The organism is Paenibacillus sp. WLX2291 (assembly GCF_046603665.1).
Lineage (GTDB): Bacteria > Bacillota > Bacilli > Paenibacillales > Paenibacillaceae > Saccharibacillus.
In genome coordinates this window covers 502,639-527,919 of sequence record NZ_CP176755.1, presented here as the reverse complement: position 1 = coordinate 527,919, position 25,281 = coordinate 502,639, and the positions used below count along the sequence as shown (strand labels likewise).

The 25,281-nt window shown below is 47.5% G+C and carries 20 protein-coding genes; 6 read left to right on the top strand and 14 right to left on the bottom strand.

All coding sequences use genetic code 11. The features are described from left to right. Positions 1-387: 387 nt before the first annotated feature. From ACDE64_RS02175 to ACDE64_RS02165, 3 genes are read right to left on the bottom strand one after another with little or no spacing between them, the layout of a single operon-like run. Entirely contained in the window at positions 388-1,662 is a 1,275-nt protein-coding gene (locus ACDE64_RS02175) for an ABC transporter substrate-binding protein (RefSeq protein ID WP_411348869.1), read from the bottom strand. Between the two features lie 60 nt (positions 1,663-1,722). Next, positions 1,723-2,559 (bottom strand): carbohydrate ABC transporter permease, encoded by an 837-nt coding sequence (locus ACDE64_RS02170; protein WP_411344929.1) that lies wholly within the window; start codon positions 2,557-2,559, stop codon positions 1,723-1,725. Next, the gene (locus ACDE64_RS02165; protein ID WP_411350211.1) at positions 2,559-3,488 is read right to left on the bottom strand and encodes a carbohydrate ABC transporter permease; all 930 of its coding nucleotides are present in this window, start codon (positions 3,486-3,488) and stop codon (positions 2,559-2,561) included. The genes ACDE64_RS02170 and ACDE64_RS02165 overlap by 1 nt, the downstream gene beginning before the upstream one ends. A 427-nt stretch (positions 3,489-3,915) precedes the next feature. On the opposite strand from ACDE64_RS02165, the gene ACDE64_RS02160 reads away from it, so the two are divergent. Beyond that, a complete protein-coding gene (locus tag ACDE64_RS02160) occupies positions 3,916-4,680 on the top strand; it encodes a tryptophan-rich sensory protein (RefSeq protein WP_411348868.1) in 765 nt (254 codons plus the stop codon). A gap of 57 nt (positions 4,681-4,737) precedes the next feature. Here the strand turns inward: ACDE64_RS02160 and ACDE64_RS02155 are convergent, their stop codons facing one another. From ACDE64_RS02155 to ACDE64_RS02110, 10 genes are all read right to left on the bottom strand, one after another. Next, positions 4,738-6,048 carry a hypothetical protein gene (locus ACDE64_RS02155; RefSeq protein ID WP_411348866.1) on the bottom strand — a complete coding sequence of 437 codons (1,311 nt, stop codon included), beginning with the start codon at positions 6,046-6,048 and terminating at the stop codon, positions 4,738-4,740. Positions 6,049-6,304: 256 nt separating this feature from the next. Further along, on the bottom strand, positions 6,305-7,318 hold the full coding sequence (locus ACDE64_RS02150; protein WP_411348865.1) for an ABC transporter ATP-binding protein: 1,014 nt from the start codon (positions 7,316-7,318) through the stop codon (positions 6,305-6,307). Then, positions 7,311-8,300, bottom strand: coding sequence for an ABC transporter ATP-binding protein (locus ACDE64_RS02145; RefSeq protein ID WP_411348864.1), 990 nt, complete (start codon positions 8,298-8,300; stop codon positions 7,311-7,313). Before ACDE64_RS02145 ends, ACDE64_RS02150 begins: the two co-directional genes overlap by 8 nt. Before the next feature lie 9 nt (positions 8,301-8,309). Further along, positions 8,310-9,236, bottom strand: coding sequence for an oligopeptide ABC transporter permease (opp4C, locus tag ACDE64_RS02140; protein ID WP_411348862.1), 927 nt, complete (start codon positions 9,234-9,236; stop codon positions 8,310-8,312). Between the two features lie 51 nt (positions 9,237-9,287). Beyond that, positions 9,288-10,241 (bottom strand): ABC transporter permease, encoded by a 954-nt coding sequence (locus ACDE64_RS02135; protein ID WP_411344923.1) that lies wholly within the window; start codon positions 10,239-10,241, stop codon positions 9,288-9,290. A gap of 280 nt (positions 10,242-10,521) precedes the next feature. Beyond that, positions 10,522-12,240, bottom strand: coding sequence for an ABC transporter substrate-binding protein (locus tag ACDE64_RS02130; RefSeq protein WP_411348861.1), 1,719 nt, complete (start codon positions 12,238-12,240; stop codon positions 10,522-10,524). Between the two features lie 210 nt (positions 12,241-12,450). Beyond that, positions 12,451-13,371, bottom strand: coding sequence for an ArsR/SmtB family transcription factor (locus tag ACDE64_RS02125; RefSeq protein ID WP_411348860.1), 921 nt, complete (start codon positions 13,369-13,371; stop codon positions 12,451-12,453). Beyond that, positions 13,371-13,751 (bottom strand): RidA family protein, encoded by a 381-nt coding sequence (locus tag ACDE64_RS02120; RefSeq protein ID WP_411348859.1) that lies wholly within the window; start codon positions 13,749-13,751, stop codon positions 13,371-13,373. Before ACDE64_RS02120 ends, ACDE64_RS02125 begins: the two co-directional genes overlap by 1 nt. A gap of 259 nt (positions 13,752-14,010) precedes the next feature. Further along, a complete protein-coding gene (locus ACDE64_RS02115; RefSeq protein WP_411348858.1) occupies positions 14,011-15,324 on the bottom strand; it encodes an MFS transporter in 1,314 nt (437 codons plus the stop codon). A gap of 293 nt (positions 15,325-15,617) precedes the next feature. After that, the gene (locus ACDE64_RS02110) at positions 15,618-17,018 is read right to left on the bottom strand and encodes a sensor histidine kinase (RefSeq protein WP_411348857.1); all 1,401 of its coding nucleotides are present in this window, start codon (positions 17,016-17,018) and stop codon (positions 15,618-15,620) included. A gap of 196 nt (positions 17,019-17,214) precedes the next feature. Here ACDE64_RS02110 and ACDE64_RS02105 point away from each other — a divergent pair, with 196 nt between their 5' ends. From ACDE64_RS02105 to ACDE64_RS02085, 5 genes are all read left to right on the top strand, one after another. Next, positions 17,215-18,072 carry a carbon-nitrogen hydrolase family protein gene (locus tag ACDE64_RS02105; protein WP_411348856.1) on the top strand — a complete coding sequence of 286 codons (858 nt, stop codon included), beginning with the start codon at positions 17,215-17,217 and terminating at the stop codon, positions 18,070-18,072. A gap of 4 nt (positions 18,073-18,076) precedes the next feature. After that, positions 18,077-18,772, top strand: a complete 696-nt coding sequence (locus ACDE64_RS02100; RefSeq protein WP_411348855.1) for a GNAT family N-acetyltransferase — start codon at positions 18,077-18,079, stop codon at positions 18,770-18,772. Between the two features lie 18 nt (positions 18,773-18,790). Beyond that, on the top strand, positions 18,791-19,462 hold the full coding sequence (locus tag ACDE64_RS02095; protein WP_411348854.1) for a GNAT family N-acetyltransferase: 672 nt from the start codon (positions 18,791-18,793) through the stop codon (positions 19,460-19,462). Positions 19,463-19,967: 505 nt separating this feature from the next. Further along, the gene (locus tag ACDE64_RS02090) at positions 19,968-20,678 is read left to right on the top strand and encodes a YoaK family protein (protein WP_411344913.1); all 711 of its coding nucleotides are present in this window, start codon (positions 19,968-19,970) and stop codon (positions 20,676-20,678) included. A gap of 138 nt (positions 20,679-20,816) precedes the next feature. Beyond that, complete coding sequence (locus tag ACDE64_RS02085; RefSeq protein ID WP_411348853.1) at positions 20,817-23,495, top strand: YhgE/Pip family protein; 2,679 nt, start codon at positions 20,817-20,819, stop codon at positions 23,493-23,495. 202 nt (positions 23,496-23,697) lie between these two features. Here the strand turns inward: ACDE64_RS02085 and ACDE64_RS02080 are convergent, their stop codons facing one another. Beyond that, positions 23,698-25,227, bottom strand: a complete 1,530-nt coding sequence (locus ACDE64_RS02080) for an HD-GYP domain-containing protein (RefSeq protein WP_411348852.1) — start codon at positions 25,225-25,227, stop codon at positions 23,698-23,700. Positions 25,228-25,281: the final 54 nt, after the last annotated feature.

Below are 25,281 nucleotides of genomic sequence, written 5' to 3'. Positions count from 1 at the left end.
TGTCGCACGGCGAAGCTGCACGTTCTATGGGGTTTGGCGTTTGCTCAATCTATACTTTTATATTAAGCTACCTAGCTCCTGTTCAATCTGCTAATTGGAGACAATCATGCTCATTATGTTGCATCATATCATTTGTGCTAACGTTTGCGCAATATTGATTTATACGCTTTGTCTGGCATATTGAGCTTACGAACGAAGTGTATTCATTGATATGAATGTTCACCGTTAATTTCATTCCAAAAGGTACGTTCAGCATAACAGTGAATCTGCCGCTTTAAGTAAAAAAGAGTATCTTTTCAGATACTCTTTTTGGTACCAAGCTATATAAGTCCAACTATACAAGTAAGAGGTTGAATATCCATTCGATGAACATGCGTACCTAACGCATCAACGCAATTGCAGATTCACCCACTGCTCTTGCATCTGTTGCAGCATATCTTCTTTGCTCAACTCACCAACCAGATACTGCTGCATCGTACTCGCATAATCTTTGCTTAATCCCATTGGGAATTTCGGGAAAATCCATGGCAGGATTTTGCCTGCATCATTATAACGAACAATATCCGCACCGATCGGACCGAGCTGCTTGTCGGTAGTCGGGATATTTTTGAATGCTGGTACAAATTTGAATTCATCGGTAATGTAGCGTTTGCCTGTATCGGAAGTCACTAACCAATTGAGGAAATCCTTTGCTTCCTGCTTCACGGGCGATTGATTATAAATGACCCAGTTGTTCGGCACACGTACAAACAGACGGTCATTCTCTTCCTTATTGTTATTGATTGGCATTGGCATCAGCCCGATATTCATATTCGGCTTAATACCGTCAATCTGTACTTGCGTCCAGTTTCCCTGCTGCATCATCGCAGCTTTGCCATTAGCAAACAGCGTCACCTGCGTATTATAGTCGGTCGTCAGCGGATTCGCGTTACCGTATTTCACCATCAGATCAAGCAGATTGAGCCATTCGTTGAATTTCTCATTGCCCGGAATCTGAGCGGTTCCGTTATCCAGATCCTCAACGAATTGCGTCGGATCTGACTGATGGGCAAATGGAATCGTTACATTGTGATTGCCCAGCACCCACCACTCCTGAAATCCATTGGAAAATGGCGTATAGCCTGCCGCTTGTAGCTTCTCACATGCTGCGCGCAGCTCGTCAATCGTAGTCGGCACTTCGGTAATGCCTACTTTTTTGAAAATATCCTTGTTATAAATAAATCCGTATCCTTCCAGACCGTTCGGCTGACCGTAAATCTTGCCGTCCTTGCTGATCTGGTCGGCGGCACCGTCGACGATGTTTTTCACCCACGGCTGATCAGACAAGTCTTCCAAATATTCCTGCCACAAATTCAATTCTTCATCTCCACCATTGGTGAAAATGTCTGGAATATCGCCCGCCGCAAACTTCGCTTTTAATGAAGCCGCATAATCGGTACCACCACCGACGGACTGGATTTGCAGCTCCACATCAGGATGCTCCTTCTCGTATTCCACTTTCAACTTGGCAAGGGCATCAGCGATCTCAACCTTGCCTTGATAAATACGGATCACCTTTTTCCCGCTCGCCGAAGTACTGCTCTGCCCCGAATTGCCACATCCCGCCATGATCAGGGACAGACTGATTAGCAGGATCAGGGAGGTAAGCCACAGCTTGTTCATGCACAGATCCTCCTGTCTTTGAAATGCCGTTTGTTCAAGCCCTCTTCATCATTGCCATGTTTAGCCTTTGACCGAGCCTGCCGTAATGCCCTGAATGATATACCGTTGCAGGAACAGGAAGAAAATAATGATCGGCGTAATACCTAGCACCAGTGCAGGCAATGCCAGATCCCACTGCTTCGTGTATTGTCCGAAGAAGCTATACGTCGCAATCGGAATGGTGCGCAGCTCCGGGCTGGACAGCATCAGGGAAGGCAGCAGGTAATCGTTCCAGATCCACAATGTATTCAGGATGATGACCGTTACGAACATCGGCATCATTAGCGGACAGACGATGCGGAAAAAGACGCCATAGCGATTGGAGCCATCCACCCGTGCAGCCTGTTCAATCTCCAGCGGTACATTTTTCACAAATCCATGGAACAAGAAAACGGACAACGGTGCGCCAAATCCGAGATAGCTGACGACCAGACCAAGCATGCTGTTATTAAGACGATAAGCGCTTGCCATCTCTACCAGTGGCAACATGATCGATTGAAACGGAATGACCATTGCCGCCACGAATACAAAATACAAAATCTGATTGAATTTCGTCGGGCGACGCACCATCTGGTACGCTGCCATCGAGCTGATCAATACGAGGAATATGTTGCTGAATACGGTAACGATCAATGAATTTTTAAAAGCGGACGGAAAGTCGATCGCTGTCCACGCATCCTTATAATTGCTCCATACAAACTGCTGCGGCCATGCTGCCGAATTGGACAAAATATCGCCGAACGATTTGACCGAGTTGACTGCCAGAAAATAAAACGGTACGAGGAACAACAAGCCCACGAGAATAACAACGATCTCCAGAATCAATGTACGGGCGCTGTATTTGCTTTGTACGTCCATTACATCTCAACCTCCCTGCTCTTGGTAGCACGTACCTGAATACTCGTAATAATGGCAACGATCACGAAGAAGATCACAGCCTTCGCTGTACCGAGTCCGAGACGGTTATTGGTAAACGCTTCATTGTAAATATCCAGTGCTACCGATTCGGTTGCCTTGAATGGCCCACCGCCGGTGAGCGCAAGGTTCAAGTCGAACATTTTGAACGCCCATGAAATTGCTAGGAACAGACAGATCGTCACCGCAGGCATAACGAGCGGCACAACAATATGACGAATAATCTGCCAACGATTCGCTCCGTCGATCTCTGCCGATTCCAGTACATCCTTCGGAATATTGTTCAGTGAGGAAATATAGATGACCATCAAATAACCAGCTGTCTGCCACACAAATACGATGACAATGCCCCAGAACGACGTCGCCCGATCACCTAACCACGGCAAATTGAACAAGCTCAATCCGGTCGCTTCGCCCACAGCGGCAAACCCACGGATGAAGATAAACTGCCAGATAAACCCGAGCAACAGACCGCCGATCATATTCGGCATAAAGAAGATCGTCCGCATAATGTTGCGCGTCCGCAGCGGCTTGGTCAGAATGTATGCCAGTGCGAATCCGAGCAGATTGGTGAGGATAATCCCTACCACCGTAAACCGAACGGTAAACCAGAACGCGTTGCGGAAGTCAGGGTCTTTGGTGAGGATATGGGTATAATTTTCGATACCGATCCAGTTGATGTTTTTGGAGATGCCGTTCCAGTCGGTGAACGAGTAATACAGACCGAGAAAGAACGGAATAATCACAATCAGAATAAAGAAAAATGTAGCCGGGCCTACAAACACAATCTGATGAAGCCACTGCGTTAGCCGTTTGCGGCTGGACGTGCGCGCCGCTCCGCGTGTTCCTGCCGCTACCCTCGTATCATTCATCATGCCAACCCCTTTTCCATTATCATTTGGCGCGGGTGCGTATGTACTGCCGATAGTCGCAGGCACAAGCACCTGCTCTACAATGCGGTTTTCCGTATTGTTATGGGCGAGGCGTTTTGCTGAGCAAAACCACTCAACCGCGGGTGCCACGCATAGAAGAATGTCGCGCCTCACTCGCAATATATTGTTATATACCCAAAGATTGTAAGCTTGATGACACGATTTGTTCATTTTTTGATAACGCTATCATCGACGTAGACTCTCAGTTATGACGCATGATTGTTGCGATGGTCAAAGGGCATTCATACCGTGCCAGAAAATTATGCGGAATTTGTGCGAATTTTCTGTAGGCGATATGGCAAGCAGCGGGTATATAAATAGCGTACTGTCCTCTACAAGCACGATATCTTTTCCATTTAAGGAGGCAATGATGTTGACAAAATTGAATATGTATCGCTGGCTAAATGTACTGGGTATCGTCGGTGTGCTGGTCGTCAATTATATGGCATCCGCACTACGTCTGTTCGGTAGAGATACTGGCGAGATTTCCGATCAATATCCGCTGCAAATTACGCCGTCAGGTTATGCCTTTTCGATCTGGATGGTCATCTATCTGCTACTAATCGGTTTCCTGATCTACCAGTTCCGCAATCGGGAAGACAGCCGGGAATCGGTACAGATTATCGGTCCATGGCTGATTCTGAATTCGCTCTGTAATATGGGCTGGCTGATGCTATGGCATACGCTGCAACTGGAGATTGCTGTGCTAGTCATTCTGCTGTTGTTGGTGACATTGATCGTGCCGTATGTGCAGATTCGCCGGATTGTACGTCCGACGATGGGACAAATCTGGCTAGTCAAATTACCATACAGTATTTACATGGGCTGGGTATCGGTCGCTACCATTCTTAACATCGGAATCACGTTGTCGAGCAATCAATGGTCAGGCTTCGGAATTGCACCGACTGTCTGGTCAGTCATTGGACTAATCGTTGGCGCGCTGCTGGCGGTCGTGATCAGTTATCGGTTTCGGGATAGCATCTATCCGCTAGTGTTCACATGGGCGTATATAGCGATTGCGCTCAAGCATCCAGATATTCAGACGGTATGGTGGACAGGCATGATTATCGCCGTGCTGCTGGCAGCGTACTCGTTGTGGATTTTCTTTGCGAGGAATACGGCGAGGGATTGATAGTATACAATGTAAATAAAAAAGCTAGAGTCTATAAGACTCTAGCTTTTTTATTTACTACTTAGCATCTTTTTGATTGGCAGCATCAGGTATGACTATGATTCCATATTCTTGCTGCATGTAGATATGAAAGTATTCCGTTTTCGCTTTTCCTAAACGATTATTAAAATAATACAACACTACACCATCTTCTGTAACTCGAAAGCTTAGTGTTATCGTATTGGCTTTATCGTTCTCATTGCTTTTAAACTTCAACTTTATAGCAATAATATTATCAGGGTTATTAAGTACGCCAAAACCTCTATTTTTAAAATCTTCGATAGTTTCTGACAAAGGTGTAGTATGTGTCTTGATTATTTTGACAATAGGGTGTCCAACCACTTCAAAGTTTCGATATTCTACTGATACTATATCAATAAATTCATCTTGATCTGCTAATAATAAGCCCAAAACATTTTTAAATTTATCTATTTCATTAGCATCGTTACTTTCAACGTATCTTAATCTTAATTTATAAGCATTGGACATTAAAAAACCAGCCAATTTTGTACTATCTTTTTGTACAGAATGTTGATTTAAAATCATACCGTTTCTATTAAACATCATAATAACAACTTTAGTCTCATCACCAAAAATAGTTGTATTTTGTTCAAGTATGTTAGTAGGTTTGTAGTTTCTCTGAACGAATAAAGTAATGTAATCTGATTCGCTCAAAACTTCTAAGCTCCTACTAACGCCTTCATTTCCTTCATTTTTTTCAAATGCTGCAAGTACACTATCAATATCTTCTTCTTTTAAATAAGTTTCAATATTGATTCCTCTTTTTAATATCTGTTCGGCTTTCTCAAATCGTCCTTCATTTTCGTCAGGTACAAGTTTATAGCGTTTGATAGCTGCCTTCTCATGACTATCAAATAAAATATAATAAATCATTTTTTTCCAATCTAAGGATAATAATAAAATACACCGAAATAAATCTTTTTTTTCAAAACTACCTAAAACATCTGTTTTCCCTTTAAGAAACTTGCTGTATATTCTATCTTTAGAAAATTGATGTTTATTTTTCAAGAACTCTTGGCATAGTAGTAAGACAATTAAGTGTTTATCATCTGCATATTTTAATGCAAGTTCTGTCCTAATTTGTTCACTAGTTTTCACTTCATCTTCGAAGAGAAATATTTCATTTAAAAGTTCTAAAATTCCATCATTAGATTTTATTATTTTTTGTAGCATGCGATCTAAAACTCCACTTTCTGGATTTTCAAGAGCATTCCTGATTCGATCTGTATCCACTCTTAGAACATTTTTCCAATAACTCAATTCTAATTCCGGCAACGACTTGATCATTTTTGCGACTTCATTCGACATATTATTACCTCCTTTTACATCATATTATTATCTTTATCTACATAAATCTACACTATTTTTATAATTTTCCTTATAATTACATTAAATATAATTATGAGGATTATATTACTAATATTACTTTTTATAATATATCGTATTCCTTGTAATAATAGTTTATAGCAATTAAATTGGTGAAAACAAAAAAGCAATTTTTCCATATTTAATAGAAAAATTGCTTTTTATCTCGTAATGATTATCTTTCATGTAAATATTCCATTCACACCAGATGGCAAGCCACCTGATGATCCGGTGCTACCTCGCGGAACTGTGGAATCTCCTCTATACAGCGCTGCATGGCAAATGGACAACGCGTATGGAATTTGCAGCCAGACGGCGGGTTAACCGGACTTGGAATATCGCCCTTTAACACGATCCGTTCGCGCTTCAACCGTGGAATCGGAATCGGCACCGCGGACAGCAGCGCCTTGGTATATGGATGTAGCGGATGCTTGAACAATTCATCCCGAGGTGCCTTTTCCACCATCGAACCGAGATACATCACACCAATCGTCGTACACAGATGCTCGACTACACTCAGATCGTGCGAGATGAACAGATACGTCAATCCCCGTGTCTCCTGCAAATGGCTGAACAGATTAATAATCTGCGCCTGAATCGACACATCCAGTGCAGACACTGGCTCATCGGCGATGATCAGATCAGGATTCAGAATGAGCGCACGCGCAATCCCGATCCGCTGTCGTTGCCCACCGGAAAATTCATGTGGAAATCGGTCGATATGATAGGACGACAATCCGCATGATGACAGCACATCTTGTACCCGGTCACGAATCTCATGCTCTGGTGCCAGTCCATGATCCAACAACGCCTCACCGATCGCATCCCCGATGCGTACACGCGGATTGAGCGAGCTGTACGGATCTTGAAAAATCAACTGCATCCGCGGACGCAATCGGCGCAGCTCCTGTGGCGAGATGTTGTACAGATCGATACCGTCGAAGTGTACGTCACCTGCCGTTTTGTCGGTCAAACGGATGGCAGTACGCCCGACGGTCGATTTGCCGCTACCAGATTCGCCAACCAGACCGAATGTTTCGCCCGGGCGGATGGTTAGGCTAATATCGTCGACAGCTTTGACATGACCGACCGTGCGACTGAGCAGACCGGATTTGACCGGAAAATACGTTTTCAGATTCGTAATCTCCAACAATGGCGTCTGTGAAGATGACGACGATATTGCAGAAGCAGCAGGCAATACGATGTCAGACATGCGCAGCAACCTCCTGTTCATACAGCCAGCAGGCGGTCTTCTGTCCGTTATCCAGCTCGCGCAGCGGTGGTTGCTGATTGCGGCAGATGTCCATACAGTGCTCACACCGTTCGTGGAAATAGCAAGATTCCTTGAGTTCCAGCGGATTGGGTACATAGCCAGGAATCGAATAGAGCGACTCCTTACGCTGGTGAATGACCGGCTTGGAACGCAGCAGCCCTTGTGTATACGGATGACGCGGATGCTCGAACAGCTCCACCACATCGCCTTCCTCTACCACTTTGCCGGAATACATGACAATCACGTAATCTGCCATCTCCGCAACTACGCCCAGATCGTGGGTGATCAGCAGAATCGACATGCCCGTATCGTCACGCAGACGGCGCAGTGTATCCAGAATCTGCGCTTGAATCGTGACGTCGAGTGCGGTTGTCGGCTCGTCTGCGATCAGCAGCTTCGGCTGGCAGGAGATCGCAATTGCGATCATAATCCGCTGTAACATACCGCCACTCAGTTCATGCGGATAAGAACGCACAATTTGCTCTGGTCGGGAAATGCCGACTTCGTTGATCAGCTCCAGCGCTCGTTTACTAGCAGCTTTGCGATTCAATCCGCCATGCACCATCAGCGGCTCGGTTAGCTGTTCGCCAATCGTAAGTACCGGATTAAGCGAGGACATCGGCTCCTGAAAGATCATTGAGATCTCATTGCCGCGAATGGCGCGCAGATGATGCTTGCTCAATTGCAGTAGATCCTGTCCTTCAAATTCGATCACCCCACCAGCAATCTGTCCTGCCGGTTCCTCAACCAGTCCCATCACAGACAGCGCGGTAATGCTTTTGCCACAGCCGGATTCACCGACGATACAGACAATCTCGCCCGGCTTGACCCGTAGGCTTACATCGTCCACCGCACGCACAATACCTTCATCGGTCCGAAACTGGGTTTGCAAATTGCGAATCCGCAATACACTGTCACTCATGCTGTCCACCTACTTTCTCTGCTTCGGATCAAGTACATCCCGCAGCCCATCCCCAAAAATATTAATCGCAATCACTGTAATAAAAATGGAAAATCCGGGCGGTACCCACAACCACGGACGCTCCTGAAAATCAATCATATTGTTCGCCGTATCAATCATATTGCCCCATGTTGGCGTTGGCGGCATAACCCCCAGCCCGAAGAAGCTCAGCACCGATTCACTCAAAATCGCGCCGCCGATATTCAGCGTTGCAATGACGATCAGCAGCGGCACCAGATTCGGCAGTAGATGATGTACTAGCTTCCGCCGATCCCGCAGCCCCAGTACCGTTGTCGCCTGCATAAATTCGCGTTCTCGCAGCGATAACAGCTGCCCGCGAATCATACGTGCCAGCGACGGCCAACCAACAAAGCTCAAAATGAGCATCACGATATACATCCGATAATCCGTCGGCACCTTCCACTCCGACAACAACGCCCCGAAAATAAACAGCAGCGGCAAACTTGGAATCGTTAGCAGCAGATCAGCAATGCGCATAATGATCTGATCGACAATGCCGCGATAATATCCGGCAATCGCACCGAGTAGCGTCCCGATAAACACAGACAGAAACATCGAAGCAATCCCAACCGTCAGCGAGATCCGTCCTGCCTGCATGACGCGGGTTAGCACATCCCGCCCCAGTTTATCCGTACCTAGCCAGTGCTGCGCGCTAGGTGCATGATTCATCATCCGCATATTGACCTTGCCGTCCGTATACGGGGAAAACAATGGACCGATAAAACAAATCAAAAACATCAATACAACAACGACGAACCCTACTACCGCCAAGCGATTTTTGATCAGCTTGCGCACCGATTGTCGCCATAATGACGAGCGGGCAACCGTTTTGCGGGTTGCCTTGCCTGTCGCCAATTCTACCTGCACCGAGGGCATAGATTCCCCATCCTTCCTGTGCCTTCTGCTTGCCTGCCGGAACCTGTCCATTTACAGCTTCACCCTAGGGTCTGCCACATGGTACAAAATATCCGACAGCAACGTACCGATCACCGTCAGTACGGCAATAAACATCGTAAAGCCCATCAGCAGCGGATAATCGCGTACCGTAAAAGACTGCATATACAGCTGCCCAATGCCGGGCCAATTGAAAATACGTTCAATAATGAGCGATCCGCCAAATAGCGCGGGCAATTCAAATCCGACCAGTGTAATCGCAGGCAACAGCGCATTGCGCAATGCGTGCTTGAATAGAACACGGCGCTCGCTTAACCCTTTGGCACGAGCGGTACGGATATAATCCTGCTTGATCACATCAATCATATTGCTGCGGAAGTACCGGGTCAGCGATCCGACACCAAGTAGCGTCATGACGATCACCGGCAGTGTCATATGATCCACAACTTCTACGAAATATGCCATCCCAGTCGCATTGCTACCGGTCGTGACCATCCCGCCGGGCGGCAGCCATTTCCAGTCTACCGCCAGAATCTTAATCAGAAACAGTCCGATAAAAAACGACGGAATCGACATCGCTGCGAATATGCCTACCATGACAATCGTATCAAACCACGAATACTGACGATATGCGGCGACGACCCCAACGATCACCGCAATCACCCACGTCAAAAAGGTCGATACCGCCGCCAGCAAAAACGAATTCCAAATATACTGATTGAACAGCGTCAGCACAGGCATCTGCTTATCTAGCGAATAACCAAAATTACCATGAAACGCCTGATTCATCCATGCCGCATACCGTTCCAGCAGCGGCTTGTTCAGTCCGTACAGCTCGCGCAGCTCTGCCTTGCGCTCCGGGCTTAGCTTGATGTTCCCACTAATAAAGTCGCCCGGCGTCATCGCATACAGTGCGAAGATCAGCAGCGACGCCGCCAGCAGGATGAAGATCGTGTACGATAAGCGGCGGATCAGATACGCTCCCATATACATCCCTCCTGCCCTAATGAATGGCGCAGACCGTCAAGATCTGCTTGTAACGAAGTAAGATATTTTGCTTCGCAAAAATCACTTCTCATTGAACCCCGTGTTTGAGAATCGCAAACACTAGAAGCAGTAAGATATTTTGCTTCGCAAAAATCACTTCTCATTGAACCCCGTGTTTGGAAATCGCAAACACTAGAAGCAGTAAGATATTTTGCTTCGCAAAAATCACTTCTCATTAGACCCCGTGTTTGGAAATCGCAAACACTAGAAGTAGATATGATCATTTTTGCAAATTCCAGTCTGGGACGCTTGCCGCGATGCCATTGAACGGACTGACTCTCAAGTCCTGAATGCGACCATTGTATGCGTACACTGTCTTTTTGTAGTTCGTGAAAATAACCGGCAGATCGTCGTTCAGCAATTTGAATATCTTGGCGTAAATCTGCTTGCGCTGTTCGATATCGGATGTTGCCAACGCTTCGTTGTACAGCTTCACGAATTCTGGATTGTTGTAGCCCTTCACTTCGCCGTCGAGGAACTGAGTCAGTCCGTCAGACGGATCGGTCAGCATCGGTGTGGAGAAGGATGCCAGATCGTAATCGCCGCCTTCCACTTTGGACACCAGTGCGTTAAAGTCAGCAAACACTTCCGGCTGGAAGTCTACGCCGATCGCCTTAAAGTTCTCGGTTGCGACAGCGATGAACACGTCGGTTTGCGGGCTCTTCGTGCCGAGATAGTGAATGGTCAGCTTCTGACCATCCTTGGTACGGATACCGTCACTACCAGCAGTCCAGCCTGCTTCGTCCAGCAACTGATTTGCTTTCTCTGGATCATACGCATACGGGTTGATGCCGTCCTGTGTGTATGCCCATGAGATCGGCGCTGCCGGAATATTGGCAAGTTCCCCTGCGCCCTGATTGGCATCCACGTAGATGCTCTGACGATCCAGACCGTAGGTAATCGCCTGACGTACCTTTTTGTCCTTGAGCGCATCATGCTCCAGATTTGGTTGCAGATAGCTGTACGTGCTGCCAGTGTAAGGTAGAATATTGACGAAGCCGAGACTTTTCAGCTTATCGATATTTTCCTGTGTAGCACTGAACGCGGCAAAGTCGATCTCGCCTGTCTCCACGTATTGCCATGTATCGCCTTCGGATGTTTTGTAAATAAAGTTCTTCGTTTTGGGTGCGCCTTTAAAATAATGCTCGTTCGCAGTAAAGCGTACTTCCTGTCCGGGCAGGAATTTCTCCAATGTGTACGGTCCATTGCCGAGTGGCTTCAAATGCAAGTCCTTGATGTAATCCAGATGCCCAAAGCTATAATCCTTGCCGTAGTAAGCTTTGGATAGTACATCGCTACCAAGTGTGAGCAGCGCGGTCGCATTCGGCTTGGCAATTGTCACCGAGATTGTTTGCGGATCGGTCACTTTGATGCCAGAGATACTGTCGGCTTTGCCGTCGTGATACTCCTGACTTCCTTCTATGCCGAGCGCTGGAATGAGCGAATCGCCGTCGTAGGCTTTGTCGTGCAGAATCGTCCATGTAAAAGCAACATCGTCAGCGGTAAGCGGCGAACCGTCGCTGAAGGTCAAATTCTTTTGCAAATGAAACGTGTATGTACGCTGATCGTCCGAGATATCCCAGCTACTTGCCAGATTCGGAGCGGGTAATCCTTTGTCATTTGTCGTTACGAGAGAAGCGAATAGCAGTGACGATACGTTGCCGTCATACCCGCTCTGGTGAAAATAAGGCGTAAACGCACCGCTTGGATCGGTGAGCGCCATAATGATCGTATCCGTGCGCTGCTGGGCTGCGGCTGGCAGCTTGGACAGATCAGGTGCTTTATACAATTCCGTCAGCGCTGCGCTTGCTGCCTGACCGGTTGCGGAAGACTCGCTGCCGCTGGAAGCTGATGAACCGGAAGCTCCTTCATTCGAGCACGCCGTGAACAGCAGTGAAGACAACAGCACACCAGACAGCAAAGTCATACTCTTTTTCATACATCATACCCCTAAACTTAATTATTCCGACCGATTAACTCAGAAAAGCCGGTAAGCCCTATTATAGAAACCTCATCCGGTTCTGTAAATAGAGAACTTGAAACCATTTAAGAAAAAAGTAAATTTATGTATGTCGTAACATAGTAAAAAGACTGCCTCTTTGTAGAAGCAGTCTTAGGGTTAGCATTTGTATAAGGATTTTTCAATCCATTAACTTTCGATAAATTGCAGCAATCCCGCACGCAGTTCATCCAGCGCCTGCTGACGCAGACTGTACGATACCAACGTCTCGCCTTTAATATGCGCATGCAGCAATCCGGCGCTGCGCAGCTTGGTCACATGGTCGTGCGTAATACCTTTGGATAATCCCAAATGACGTACAATCTCGATAAAGCTACGCGGTCCTTTGTGCAGATAGCGCAAAATTTTCAATCGACTTTGCTCGCTCAGACTACGCAGCATCCGGTATTCATACGGCGGCAAATCACCCTCGTCACTGAAATGCACGCGCGAAGCGTAATGACAGATCGTAAACTCCCGATACGCATACAACACATTGAGCGGCTGAAAATGATAATGCGGCACCAGAACCAGCCGTTTCAGCTCAGGCTGCGGTTCCAGCACAATCCCTGCTGTCGTGATATCGACAAAGCTTGCCGTTGCGCCGTACTGCTGCAATTGCTGACGACGCTGTGCAGCTTCTTCATCCAGTCGCTGCAACATATGCTGATCGATAGTCGCCCAATAAGACGCATTCCACTGGTCAAATACAGTCAGCAACCGACTGCGTAGACGCGCTACACTTGCCGGAGGCTGTTGTCCTTGATCCACCAGCAACTGCTCTAACTGCTGCACACTCATCTTGTCCAACCAATCCACGAATCCTTGCGGTGTATCGGCGGGGCAGCAGCAGACAAGCAGTACAACCAGCCGCCATTCGGTGTCAATACTCATCTGTCCTAGCCGCTCGCGCAGCGTGTCTGGAATACGCTCCTCCACCTGTTTCACCCAAGCAGGGTCCATATCCAGCTTTTTATAAGACGGACGGCAGATGTACGCATGCAGACTGTTCAGACATTCATACAGCGGCGTAAAGCGAATCTCGACACCATAAGGCAGGATGGCGTCCATTATTTTTTCAAGGCGATGACTTCGATTTCTACCAGAGCATCTTTGGGCAGACGAGCGACTTGTACTGCACTACGTGCCGGATAAGGCTCTTGGAAAAATTGTCCGTAAATCTCATTCATCGCTGCAAAATCATTCATATCATGCAGGAAGACGGTTGTTTTCACGACTTGATCCAGACTGCTACCCGCAGCTTCCAGCACAGCAGTTACATTTTGCAATGCTACGCGTGCTTGCTCTTGTACGCCTTCTACTAGTTCGCCACTTGCCGGGTCCAAACCCAGTTGACCGGAAGCAAAAATAAACAGTCCTGCATCAATTGCCTGCGAATATGGACCCAATGCGCCCGGTGCGCGATCTGTTGCAATCGGTTGTTTACTCATAAATATATAACCTCTTTTCGTATATAAAATGAGCGGTCTGCGTCATCTGTACAGACGACGGCAGCCCGCTGTGCCATGGTTCATGGTCTGTTTTTATTCTAAAGCGCACCTTGCCTGTTGGCAACCATCCCTCATCTGAACCTGCTTCTGCCCCAGCTTCAACACAAGGTCTGTGCGTGTTACCCATTCAAACATGACGTTCTTGTCCGCTATCTCACTTCTATCTGCCCGCTACCTACTTATGCTTCCTGTCTGCCATTTATATTTCAATTTCCCGATACTGCTGAATCGGAACGGCAGCTGGTGCCTTGAGCACACGTCGTCCAGCAGTAACCGCCAGCAAGAGCAATAGTAGCCCAACGAGCATCTGGAATCCGAATGCTTGTACCCAGAATGGAAACGGCTTGAGCCATTCGAAGATCTGTCCGCCTAGCAACGGTCCGATAAAGGAAGCAAATCCGGTAATACCCGAATAGACAGCGATAAACATCGGACGTGCATTTTTCGGTGTATCGCCAATGATAAAGTTGAACGATAGCTGGTTGAAGCCGCCAATGCCGATGCCAAGCAGCATATGAATAATCAGCAGCCCAACAATAACGGGTACAAAGGCAAGCAAGCCCCATGCCATGCACGCTGCTGCGATAAACGGCAACGTCCAGTACAACAGCGTTTTGTTACTGAAGCGAGCATTCAGATTGCCCCAGAAGTAGAAGCCCAGCATCATGAAGATCGTCTGCACGACCGTCATAATCGTCGTTACTGAATAGCTCACCTTGAGCACTTCCAGCATCACATACGAATATAGCGGAACGACCAATGTCTGCATTAGCAACCACGCCGCCAGAAACAGCGACGCCTTAATAAATGGTCCATCATACAGCGGTTGACGCAGCATCGGTACGAACTTCGTTTCCGTGGATCGCTCAAACGGCGCATCCGGGTAAAATAGAATGATCACAATATTGATCACCGCACACGTCCAGACGATGATGTACAGCCACAGAAAGCCCATTCCGCCCGGCACCTGATCCAGCAAAATGCCGCCAACAAACAGCGTCAGACTGCCGAGTGCATTCAAGATCGTATTGCGAATGCCAAAATATCGTCCTCTCAGTCGTCCCGGTACAATATCGCCAATCAGCGATGCCCAGACGACCCCAATCACCGCATTACATAGAAATGCAGCTACATACAAAATGATAAACCAGTTCACCCACACCGACTTATCAAATAAAAACGGTACTAGCCCGGTTGCTCCCCATAACGTTCGTTGCAGAATCGTGAACAATACCAGCACCCATTTACGCGTATTCAGTCGTTGCAATAGGAACGCAATAATAATCTGCGCTACATTCACAAGTGTCGTTAACGCGATCACAAAACCGATCTGCCCGGAATTAGCCCCTAGATAGAGCAGAAATCCAGTCAGAAACGGTCCACCTAACAACGTCGAGAAAATGGTAGACGGAATGCCTTCCACAGTAGCGATATGCAGATGACTACGATACATCGAGTATCTGCGCTTTTGCATATTTAATCGATTCACTCCAAGTGCGCGTCTTCGTTTCATAAGCTGCCTCCCTTAGGGCAGAAATTAAACTAAACCAGAAACTATTATTTTTGCAACCACCAGATGGCAATAATCTCTGATCAACCCTTATTTAAGTTTCTTTTACCCGCTACTTTTTTGACCAAACGTTTCTCTAAAGCGTAATACCTGACATACACATCATCGTGAACGCTTACATGCGCGCGGTTAAGCGAATGTCCCATTTTCGAGAAAAATGTTATTTTTTTTGCTTTCCATGCAAAAAAGCAGCCCTTCGTACAGGCTGCTTTGACGTCATCTATGAAGTTTGCGAATCAATGAATCGGTAAATACAGCGAGAATGTACTACCTTGACCTTCCACGCTATGTAGTCGCAAATGACCACCGAGCAGATTCGCCAGATCCCGACTGATCGACAGACCGAGACCTGTACCACCATAGCGCCGGGTAATCGAGCCGTCCGCTTGCTGGAATGCGTCAAAGATCATCTCGTGTTGAGTAGCAGCGATCCCAATACCCGTATCGCTTACCTCGAACACCATCCAGTCCATATACTCATCCGCATCAGCTTCGATACGCTTGCAAATATGCAGCGTAACGCCACCCTGATCAGTAAATTTGAAAGCGTTAGCAAGTAAATTTCGTAAAATCTGCTGAACCCGCTGTGAGTCTGAGATAATCACTGCGGGCAGCGAAGGCTCCAGTTCAATATCGAACACCAGCCCTTTGCGTATGGCTGTCATTTCAAAATGCATTTGCAGCAATTCTGGAATCTCACTAATATTCACTTCTTCGTATAGAATCTCCAGCTTGCCTGCCTCTACTTTGGACAGATCAAGCACATCGTTTACCAATTCCAACAGATCCATACCTGAGCGGTAAATCATGCTACTGTACAGCTTCGTTTCCCCCGGTGTTCGTTCATTGTCCTGCTCCGCCATCAGCTGTGCCAGATTAATAATACTGTTCAGCGGCGTTCGCAGTTCATGCGACATATTGGCGAGAAACTCCGACTTATACTGTGAAGACAGCATGAGCTGGCTGGCGCGTTCTTCCAGCACATGATGCGCTTGCTGCAATTCGCTTGTCTGCTGGGATAACAATCGATTGGCGTGTTCAATCTGCATAATCCGCTGCTGCTCCAGATGAAATTCGCGTAGTAATAACATGATCACACAGCTCAATACAATCGATACAGGCAACAGCACAGGTACAATTTCAGTCAAATATAACCGAGGCGGCAACACACCAAAGGTTGCAATGTTTAAAACATTGGTTAGATTGACGACTAGAACCGTTGCTACACCTTTGACTAGTAAACTAGCCGTACTACTGCGCATCCATACATTCAGTACCGCGCAGACGACACCAAGAATCGTCAGATTGAGCCATCCGACAAAAGCAGCCTCATCGATACTGTATGTAAATCGGGTCAGTCCGATACCGAATCCAATCAGCATAATCATACTTGGACGTGAATAGACCATCGACGCCACGATCAATGGCAAAAAGCGCATATCAAAAATCAGATTGTCCCGCAGCCGAAAGCCAAAGGACGAGCTAATCCAACCTGCAAAAATTAACAGCAATATAGATAATATATATTTCAGACGTAACGAGACGCGGGATAAACCGTATTTATACAGCAGATTTGCCAAGTAAGCGAGCGTTACCAGCATCCCTGTGTTGACCAGGAAATTCTTTACAAGTTCCATATGCTCACTCCTGAGATTAGTTAAGATCGATGACGAATAGGTGTTCATGTGCAGGAATCTCGTTTAATTGTAAAATAATTGGTAATCCCGTCTTCATCATACCACAAACAGAGCGAGATTCATCCCTTTTGTAGCTATAATGCTTCTGGTATGATGAGTACACATTGTGACATCCCAAAGGAGGCTTTTCGTATCCATGACATTCCGTGTATCTGCCGTACAGTACCATCTTCATACGATATCTTCTTTCGACGAATTCGCGGATCAAGTGACGCATTATGTACGTACCGCGCAGGAATTTGACGTCGATTTTATTTTGTTCCCTGAATTCTTTACGACGCAGCTGCTCTCCATCGGTGATGAAAACGGTAAGGCGCTTGGGATTGAGCGTTTGCCGGAATTTACCGATGCCTATTTGGAGCTGTTCCAACGTCTTGCTCAAGAGACTAATACTCATATTATCGGCGGCACACACGTAATTGAACAGGAAGGGAAGCTATATAATACAGCCCATCTCTTTTATCCAGATGGCAACGTCGCTTCTCAAGCCAAAATTCATATTACGCCGACCGAAGTGACCGAGTGGAATATGTCCGCTGGCGACGGTCTGAGCGTGTTCAAAACATCGAAAGGCACCATCGCACTGCTAACCTGTTACGATATCGAATTCCCAGAGATCGTTCGCATGGCAAAAGCGCGTGGCGCAGATGTGATCTTCTGCCCATCATGTACGGATGACCGTCACGGCTTCCACCGGGTGCGCTATACGAGTCATGCGCGTGCAGTAGAGAATCAAGTGTACGTCGTGACGACAGGCACCATCGGTTCGCTACCGACGGTCGACTTTATGCGTGGTAACTTTGGGCAGGCAGCTGTCATTACGCCTAACGATATTCCGTTTCCGCCGCGCGGCATTCTCGCAGAAGGTGAATTAAACGACGATATGATCATCGTTGCTGATCTTGATCTGGAGCTGCTATACAAAGTCCGTGAAAAAGGCTCAGTCACTACATGGCGTGACCGCCGTACCGATCTGTATACCGACTGGAGCTGATCGTATGAATCAGGCATCCTCTCGTGTGCAGCAATATTACAAATCCTGCTATGTATTTCATGATAAACGCCCATATCCAGCAGTTGTCCGCTCCTATACAGCACACGATCATACACAGATGATCGCTGTGCAGGCGGCTGCTTTCCCGCCACCGTATCCGCCCGAATTGTGGTGGAATGCGGAGCAGCTGAACGAGCATGTTAGCCGCTTTCCGCAAGGAGCATTATGCGTGGAAATGAACGGCGTCATCGTCGGCTCCATGACCGGGCTGCTGATTACATTTGATGCAGAGCATCCGCAGCATACATGGGAGCAGATCACCGATCATGGCTATATTCGCAACCATGATCCAAACGGCGACACGCTGTATGTTGCTGATCTGTGTGTACATCCAGATTACCGGCAATGGGGTCTGGGCAAGCTGCTTATGCAGTCCATGTATGAAGTGACCACTGCACTTGGTTTGAAACGGCTGCTTGGTGCTGGGCGTATGCCGGCGTATCACCGATACGCAGCGGACTATACGCCACAGCAATATGTAGAGCGTGTGACAACAGGCGAATTGTACGATCCGGTGATCTCCTTTTTAATGAGATGCGGTCGTACGCCGCTTACTGTCATTCCCGATTATCTGGATGACGAGGAATCGCTGAATTATGCGGTATTGATGGAGTGGAACAATCCACTCCCAATAATTTGAAGGGGGATCTAGGACAGAATGGAGTATACACGTATTACGCATATTGATGATCCGCTGTTCGCGGATATGCACGAGATGATGGGACGCATTTTCCCACCGGAGGAAGTGTTGGAGTTTGAACTGTGGCGTGAGCCGTTGGAAGATCCGGGGATTCGTGTATTCGTGGCTGTGCATGAAGGTAGCGTCGTAGGTGCGACGGAATACCGATATTATGAAGATGATAATGTGGCGATGACCGACTTTACGATCATTGGCGAGCCGGGGTTGGGGGTTGGTCCATTTCTAGCACAACATCGTCAACGCGATCTGAAAAAGCTGGCTGCGGACAACGGCAAAGAGCTGTTTGGAATGTTCGCTGAAATCTATGATCCGTATCGTGCGCAGCGTCATGAATTTGGCGGCATCAAGCCGATGGACCCGTTTGTTCGCCGCGAAGTGCTGGCGCATCTCGGCTATCGTCGGTTGGACTTTACCTATGTGCATCCGTCGTGGAACAATGACGGCGAAGCGGTATCTGAGCTAGATCTCTGCTTCCTATCGTACGATTCTTCCGTCGACATCTTGCCGGGCGCATTGATTGAGAAGTTCCTGCGCCGTTATTACGCCGTTCTGGCACAAAAGCCGGACGCATGGGAACACATGGTTAGCGAAGTGGGTAGACGCGCGCAAGTGGATCTGTTGCCGCTGTAAAAGGGAATCCACATTGGACGACCTATGTATCTCAAGACGCTCAATCTTTACTTTACATTCCACTACAAAGTACCATACAACTACAAATAACCATGTAAAAGAACTCTCTAGTCGATGTCGAACGGAGAGTTCTTTGCTGTATGTGCATCCAAAAGGAATGAATACTTACTCTATAATGATCGGTCAAATACTTACATATACACTAAATATAAAAACAGACGGCTGTAGCTCCCCGAGAGGATTCTACAGCCGTCCTTTATGTTATGTGCCTTCTATGTCGTTGTCAGATGCAATGTAATACTATCGCACTTCTTCCGAAGATGCAAGTGTTTTTATAAAATATTTGCCTTTTGGTAAATATTACAAGACTATGCCTTCGATCTGTCGTCCCGCTTTACTGGACGGGTTATGGTAACATAGATATATAACAATCTCTGCAAAAGGATAGAAATGTATAAAGCAAACGATACTGTTGCAGTTCATTTGCAAGTAAGGAGAATGGAACTTGAGGCTTAATGTATACCGCAATCTGATTATTTTATTACTCTGCCTAGTCTCGGGGATTGTCGATGTGATCGGCTATCTGAATCTGGGCAGAGTGTTCACCGCCAATATGACTGGCAATATTATCGTCATGGGCATGGCGATTGGCAATCTGCACACTGTATCCTTTTTACGCTCCGGCGTGGCGTTTGCTGGATTCATCGTAGGGAATGCCGTCGCCAGACTGATGCTCGGCAGCAGCAAGCCTGCCGGATTATGGTCGCCGCGACTGACGATACTGGTGATGATTCAGCTCGTCTTTTTCCTCATTTTCTCAGTGATGGCGCAGTCGCTGCTCATTCCGGCAGTTGAGTACGGTCTGATCGCGCTGCTCAGCTTCACGATGGGCACGCAAACGACGATGGCGCGTCGACTCGGGGTAGCAGGTATCTCCACTACCGTTTTGACGAACAATATGGCGAGTGTTGTTGAAGATGTGACCGCTCGTTTGCGCCAACTGGCACGACGCGACGGTTCGGCAGCGCGTGAAGGCTGGCCGCTTGCCGAGACACTGCTGCGCAGTGCGGCAATTGTGATCTACGGTGGCGGTGCGGTGATTGCTACTATTATCGAACAACGACATGCCCTGCTTAGCATCTGGATCGTGATTATCATCATGCTGATTGTGCTATCCATCGCTCTCTTTGCTTTCCGCAAACCAACACATTCATGAATCCGCAGGCAAAATGCAATGGCAGATTTCCTTTTAGGAAGCAAGCATGTCATTTCAGGGTAATAACTACTGCTGTTCAGCCGTACACTTCCTACGATTGACACCACAAATATTAAGACCGGGTGGTAATGCTATAACATGAAAAATATCTGGACCATTTATAAAACTGACTGGAAAAACCTGTTCAGTGTCTCGACTGGCATTCTGCTGGTCATTGCGATTATGCTGCTGCCGTCCGTCTACGCTTGGTTTAATATCAAGGCGATGTGGGACCCGTACAGCAATACGTCCGGCATCATCATCGCAGTGACCAATCAGGACAAAGGCACCAAAATCCAAGACAAACAGGTCAATGTCGGCGATCAGGTCGTTGCCAACCTGAAAAAGAACAACAAGCTTGGCTGGACATTTGTCGATCAAGCGCAAGCACAAAAAGGGCTGGATAATGGCGATTATTACGCCACCATCCTAATTCCGTCTGACTTTTCCGAGAAGATCGGTAGCATTCTGACTGACGATCCGGTCAAACCGCAGATCGTTTACACCGTCAATGAGAAGATTAGCGCCATCGCACCCAAAATCACCGACAAAGGCGCGACCACATTGACGCAGGAGATCAGCGAGGAATTTATCCAGACTGCCAGCGAAGCTGTGCTGACCAAGATGCAGGAAGCAGGCATCAAGCTGGAAGAAGAACTGCCGACTATTCGCAATATTGAGAATAAAATTCTAACGCTCGAAGCGCGTCTGCCGGAGATTAACCAGTTCGCTGATCAGGCGCTGGAACTGGAAAAGAAATTGCCGGAGATCGATGCCCAGGCGCAAAAGATCGTTGAGCTGCAAAAACGCATTCCTGAGATTGAAGAAGCCGGACAGATGATCCTCAAGGTCGAGGACAATCTGCCGAAGATCAAGGAAGCGGGCAATGCCATTCTGGAACTGCAAAAGCGTCTACCCGAAATCCGCAAAGCCGCTGACAAAGTGAACGAACTGGATCAGAACTTCTACAAGGTGGAAGATGCACTGGATCAGGCGATTGAAGATGCCGACAAGCTGGCAAGTATTATCTCTACCGCACAGGAAACATTGCCTAAGGTGCAAGAGATTACAGGCATTGGCTCCGATTTTGCCAACAAGGTCAATACATTTCTGAATGATAACGATGGTGCATTCGATGCGATCGCACCGGTCATTCGTCAGAATCTGGTGTTGCTGCAACAGACCGCCGATGCGACGACACAGCTGGTCGATGCGATCGACAATGCAGATATTGATCCACAGACAGCAATCGATTCACTGTCCTTTTTGGAAACAAGGCTGACACGCGGGGCGGCGATTGTCGAGCGGATTACCGATCTGCTCACTCGTCTGAACAATGTGTTGCCGAATCAACCGCTAACTGACAATATTAGTCGCTTGAACAATATTCATGATCTGATGGAACGCCAGATTACGCTCGTGCAGAGCATCAGTCAGGCAATTCAGAACGGTCAGCAGCCTGCCAAAGATATTCTGAACAATCTGCGCACATTGTCTACCAATGTGAGCGATGCGCTGGGCGATCTGTTGTCCGTTTATGATTCCACTATTGTACCGAATATTAACGAAGGTCTGGACAAGCTGCAAACGGTCGCCAAGGATGCTTCCGATGTACTGAACACCGCCAACAATACGCTACCGGATATCGCGGCTGTATTGAGCGATGCTCAGAGCGGTGTGCAATTCGGACAGCAAGAGCTGGCACGCATCAAGAACGATTTGCCGACGATCCGTCAGAAGCTGCATGATGCCAACGAATTGATTCAGAGCCGCATGGATCAATTTACGGAGCTGGTCAATACAGCAGCAACGTTCGTCAACAATGATCTGCCGAAGATTGAGAACAAGATTCATGAGGCAGCGGATTTTGTTCGTAACGATCTGCCGAAGGCGGAGCAAGAGCTGACCAAGATCAGCGATCTGATCCAGAATAAGTTACCGGAAGCTGAAGATGCGGTGCACAAGGTCGGTGACTTTGTGCGTAACGATCTGCCCGGTCTGGAGAAATCCGTTCGCAGCGCCGCTGACAAAGTACGTGTACTCAAAAACAGCGATAGCGAGCTGTCCCAGATTATTAAATGGCTCAAAGGGGATATTCAACAGGAGAGCGATTTCCTAGCAAGCCCGGTCGAGCTGAAGCAAGTACGCACGTATCCGATTCCGAACTATGGCTCGTCTATGTCGCCATTTTATACTACCTTGTCGATCTGGGTAGGCGGCATGCTGCTCATCTCCATGTTCAAAGCAGAGGTGGATGATCCAGAGCGTCGCTTCCGTCCTTACCAAGTGTACTTTGGACGCTTAGCGACGTTTATGACCATCGGTCTGGTGCAGGCATTCGTTATCGCGATGGGAGATATTTTTATCCTCGGTGCGTATGTTGCTGATCCGATCTGGTTCGTCACAATGAGCATGCTGATCAGTATGGTGTTCGTGACGATGGTGTATACGCTAGTGTCCGTATTTGGCAATATCGGAAAAGGGCTGGCAATTATCCTGTTAGTGCTGCAATTTTCCAGCTCCGGCGGTACGTTCCCTGTTAGCATGACCGGCACCTTTTTCCAGGCGATTCACCCGTGGTTTCCATTTACGTATGCGGTGGAGCTGCTGCGTGAGACGGTTGGCGGTATGCTAATGACGACCGTGTACAAAGATATCCTGTATTTGATCGGCTTTATGCTACTGTTCATCTTATTCGCACTATTATTCAAAAAACCACTCGGACCACTAACCGAGAAGATGGCACAAAAAGCCAAAAAGACCAAAATGATTCCGTAATCCAAATGAGCAAAGCCATGCTGCTTCACCTGCGCACGACCCGCAGGTCCTTTATATGAAAAACAGCCTGCACGATGGGATATTCCTCATCGCGCAGGCTGCGGGCCTGTGATTGTGAATCATCAGGCCTTTTTGCTGTCTTCTGTTAGATGTATACACATCACATACCATATTCGCCTAACATGCCAATATTCACTGGTGTTCAGACCGACTCTTTATGTGGTAATGCCAATTCTTCTTGCTGTTGATTACGGCGATATTCATCAATGAATATCGTAGCAAGTTGTGGGTCCCACTGGGTGCCGCGCCCCTCTTCCAAAATGGAAATTGCCTTTTCCTTGGGCATGCCTTTGCGGTATGGACGGTCAGACGTCATCGCGTCAAATGCATCCGCCACCGCGATAATGCGGCCGAACAGCGGGATGCTTGCACCTTTCAATCCGTCTGGATAGCCTTTGCCGTCAAAGCGCTCATGATGGGAACGAACGCCGGGTAGATACGGACGCATCGCATCGGCAGGTTCCACCTGACGCAGGATGCTTTCACCCATTTCTGGATGCTTTTTGATCTGATCGAATTCTTCATCCGTGAGCTTTCCGTCTTTGAGCAGGACGGAATCCTTTACACCGATTTTGCCGATATCATGCAGCAGCGCCGTTTTGCGTAATTGATCAATATCGTACTCGCACAATCCGGCACGAATGGCGATACTGACAGCATAATCGGCAACCCGTTGCGAATGACCCGCTGTATAAGGATCACGCGCATCCAGCGCCGCTGCCAATGTGGCAAAATAACTATCCAATAGCTGCTGATTACGTTGATCGCGTGTGCTGAGTCCTTTGACCATACTGTTAAAGCCGAGAATCAGACGTGAGAAATCATCGGAGTAATAATCCTGTGCATATACGTTAAAGTCGCCCGCTTCTACACGGGACATTGCACTGTATAGATTGTTGATCGGATGTTCCACATCACGCGCCAGCAGCAGTGCGCCACACAGACTGAACACGATGCTGACGAGTATGACCATGCCTGCCCACTGCCAATATGCAGTCGCGTTAATACCAGTCATTTCCTGCAACCGAATTTGCGCCGCCAAACTGAACAGAGTTACCGGAAAGACGCCCATTAGGAAAATGCTGAGTTGATACTTTTGGCGAACCGTTAGATATACCTTTTCCAAGCCTAATGTATTGCGATCATATAGACTTCTCAGACGTCCCTTAATCGCCAGCAATAACGGACGAATGGTAGTAGATGTCAGGAAAAATTCAATAAATGCGTGCATACTTGCCACCATGAGTGCACCAGCGGTACCGATTCCAATATAGTACCATGGCAGCGTTACCCAGCCGGTGTAGATACCGATACTTACTAGTACCACTGCCGGAATGGTCAACCCCATAAAGTGAGGAATCATAATCCGAGAGACAGCCAACTTGGGGAAGCGATGCAACTGAGTATACGCTTTTTCCAATTGTTCTACCGTAGGCTGTTCCGTTTGAAATGCTTGACGAATCGGACGAATATGGTGATTGAAGGTCAAACCTTCCACCGTCACCATAAAAATAAACGAAGTCAGCATGATGCCGAGCATTCTCAAATTTTGCAGCAGCGAAGCATTTATAGTTGTAAGTACGAGCAGACCGCCGACAACAGCAACGGCAAGCACGGAACCAAGAATGTAATTCAGCACCATTTTCCGTAAAAATTGTTGATATTCGTTCACTGAGGTTCCTCTTTTCCCGTACCGTTCAGGCTGAATCATTCTAGTAAAAACAGA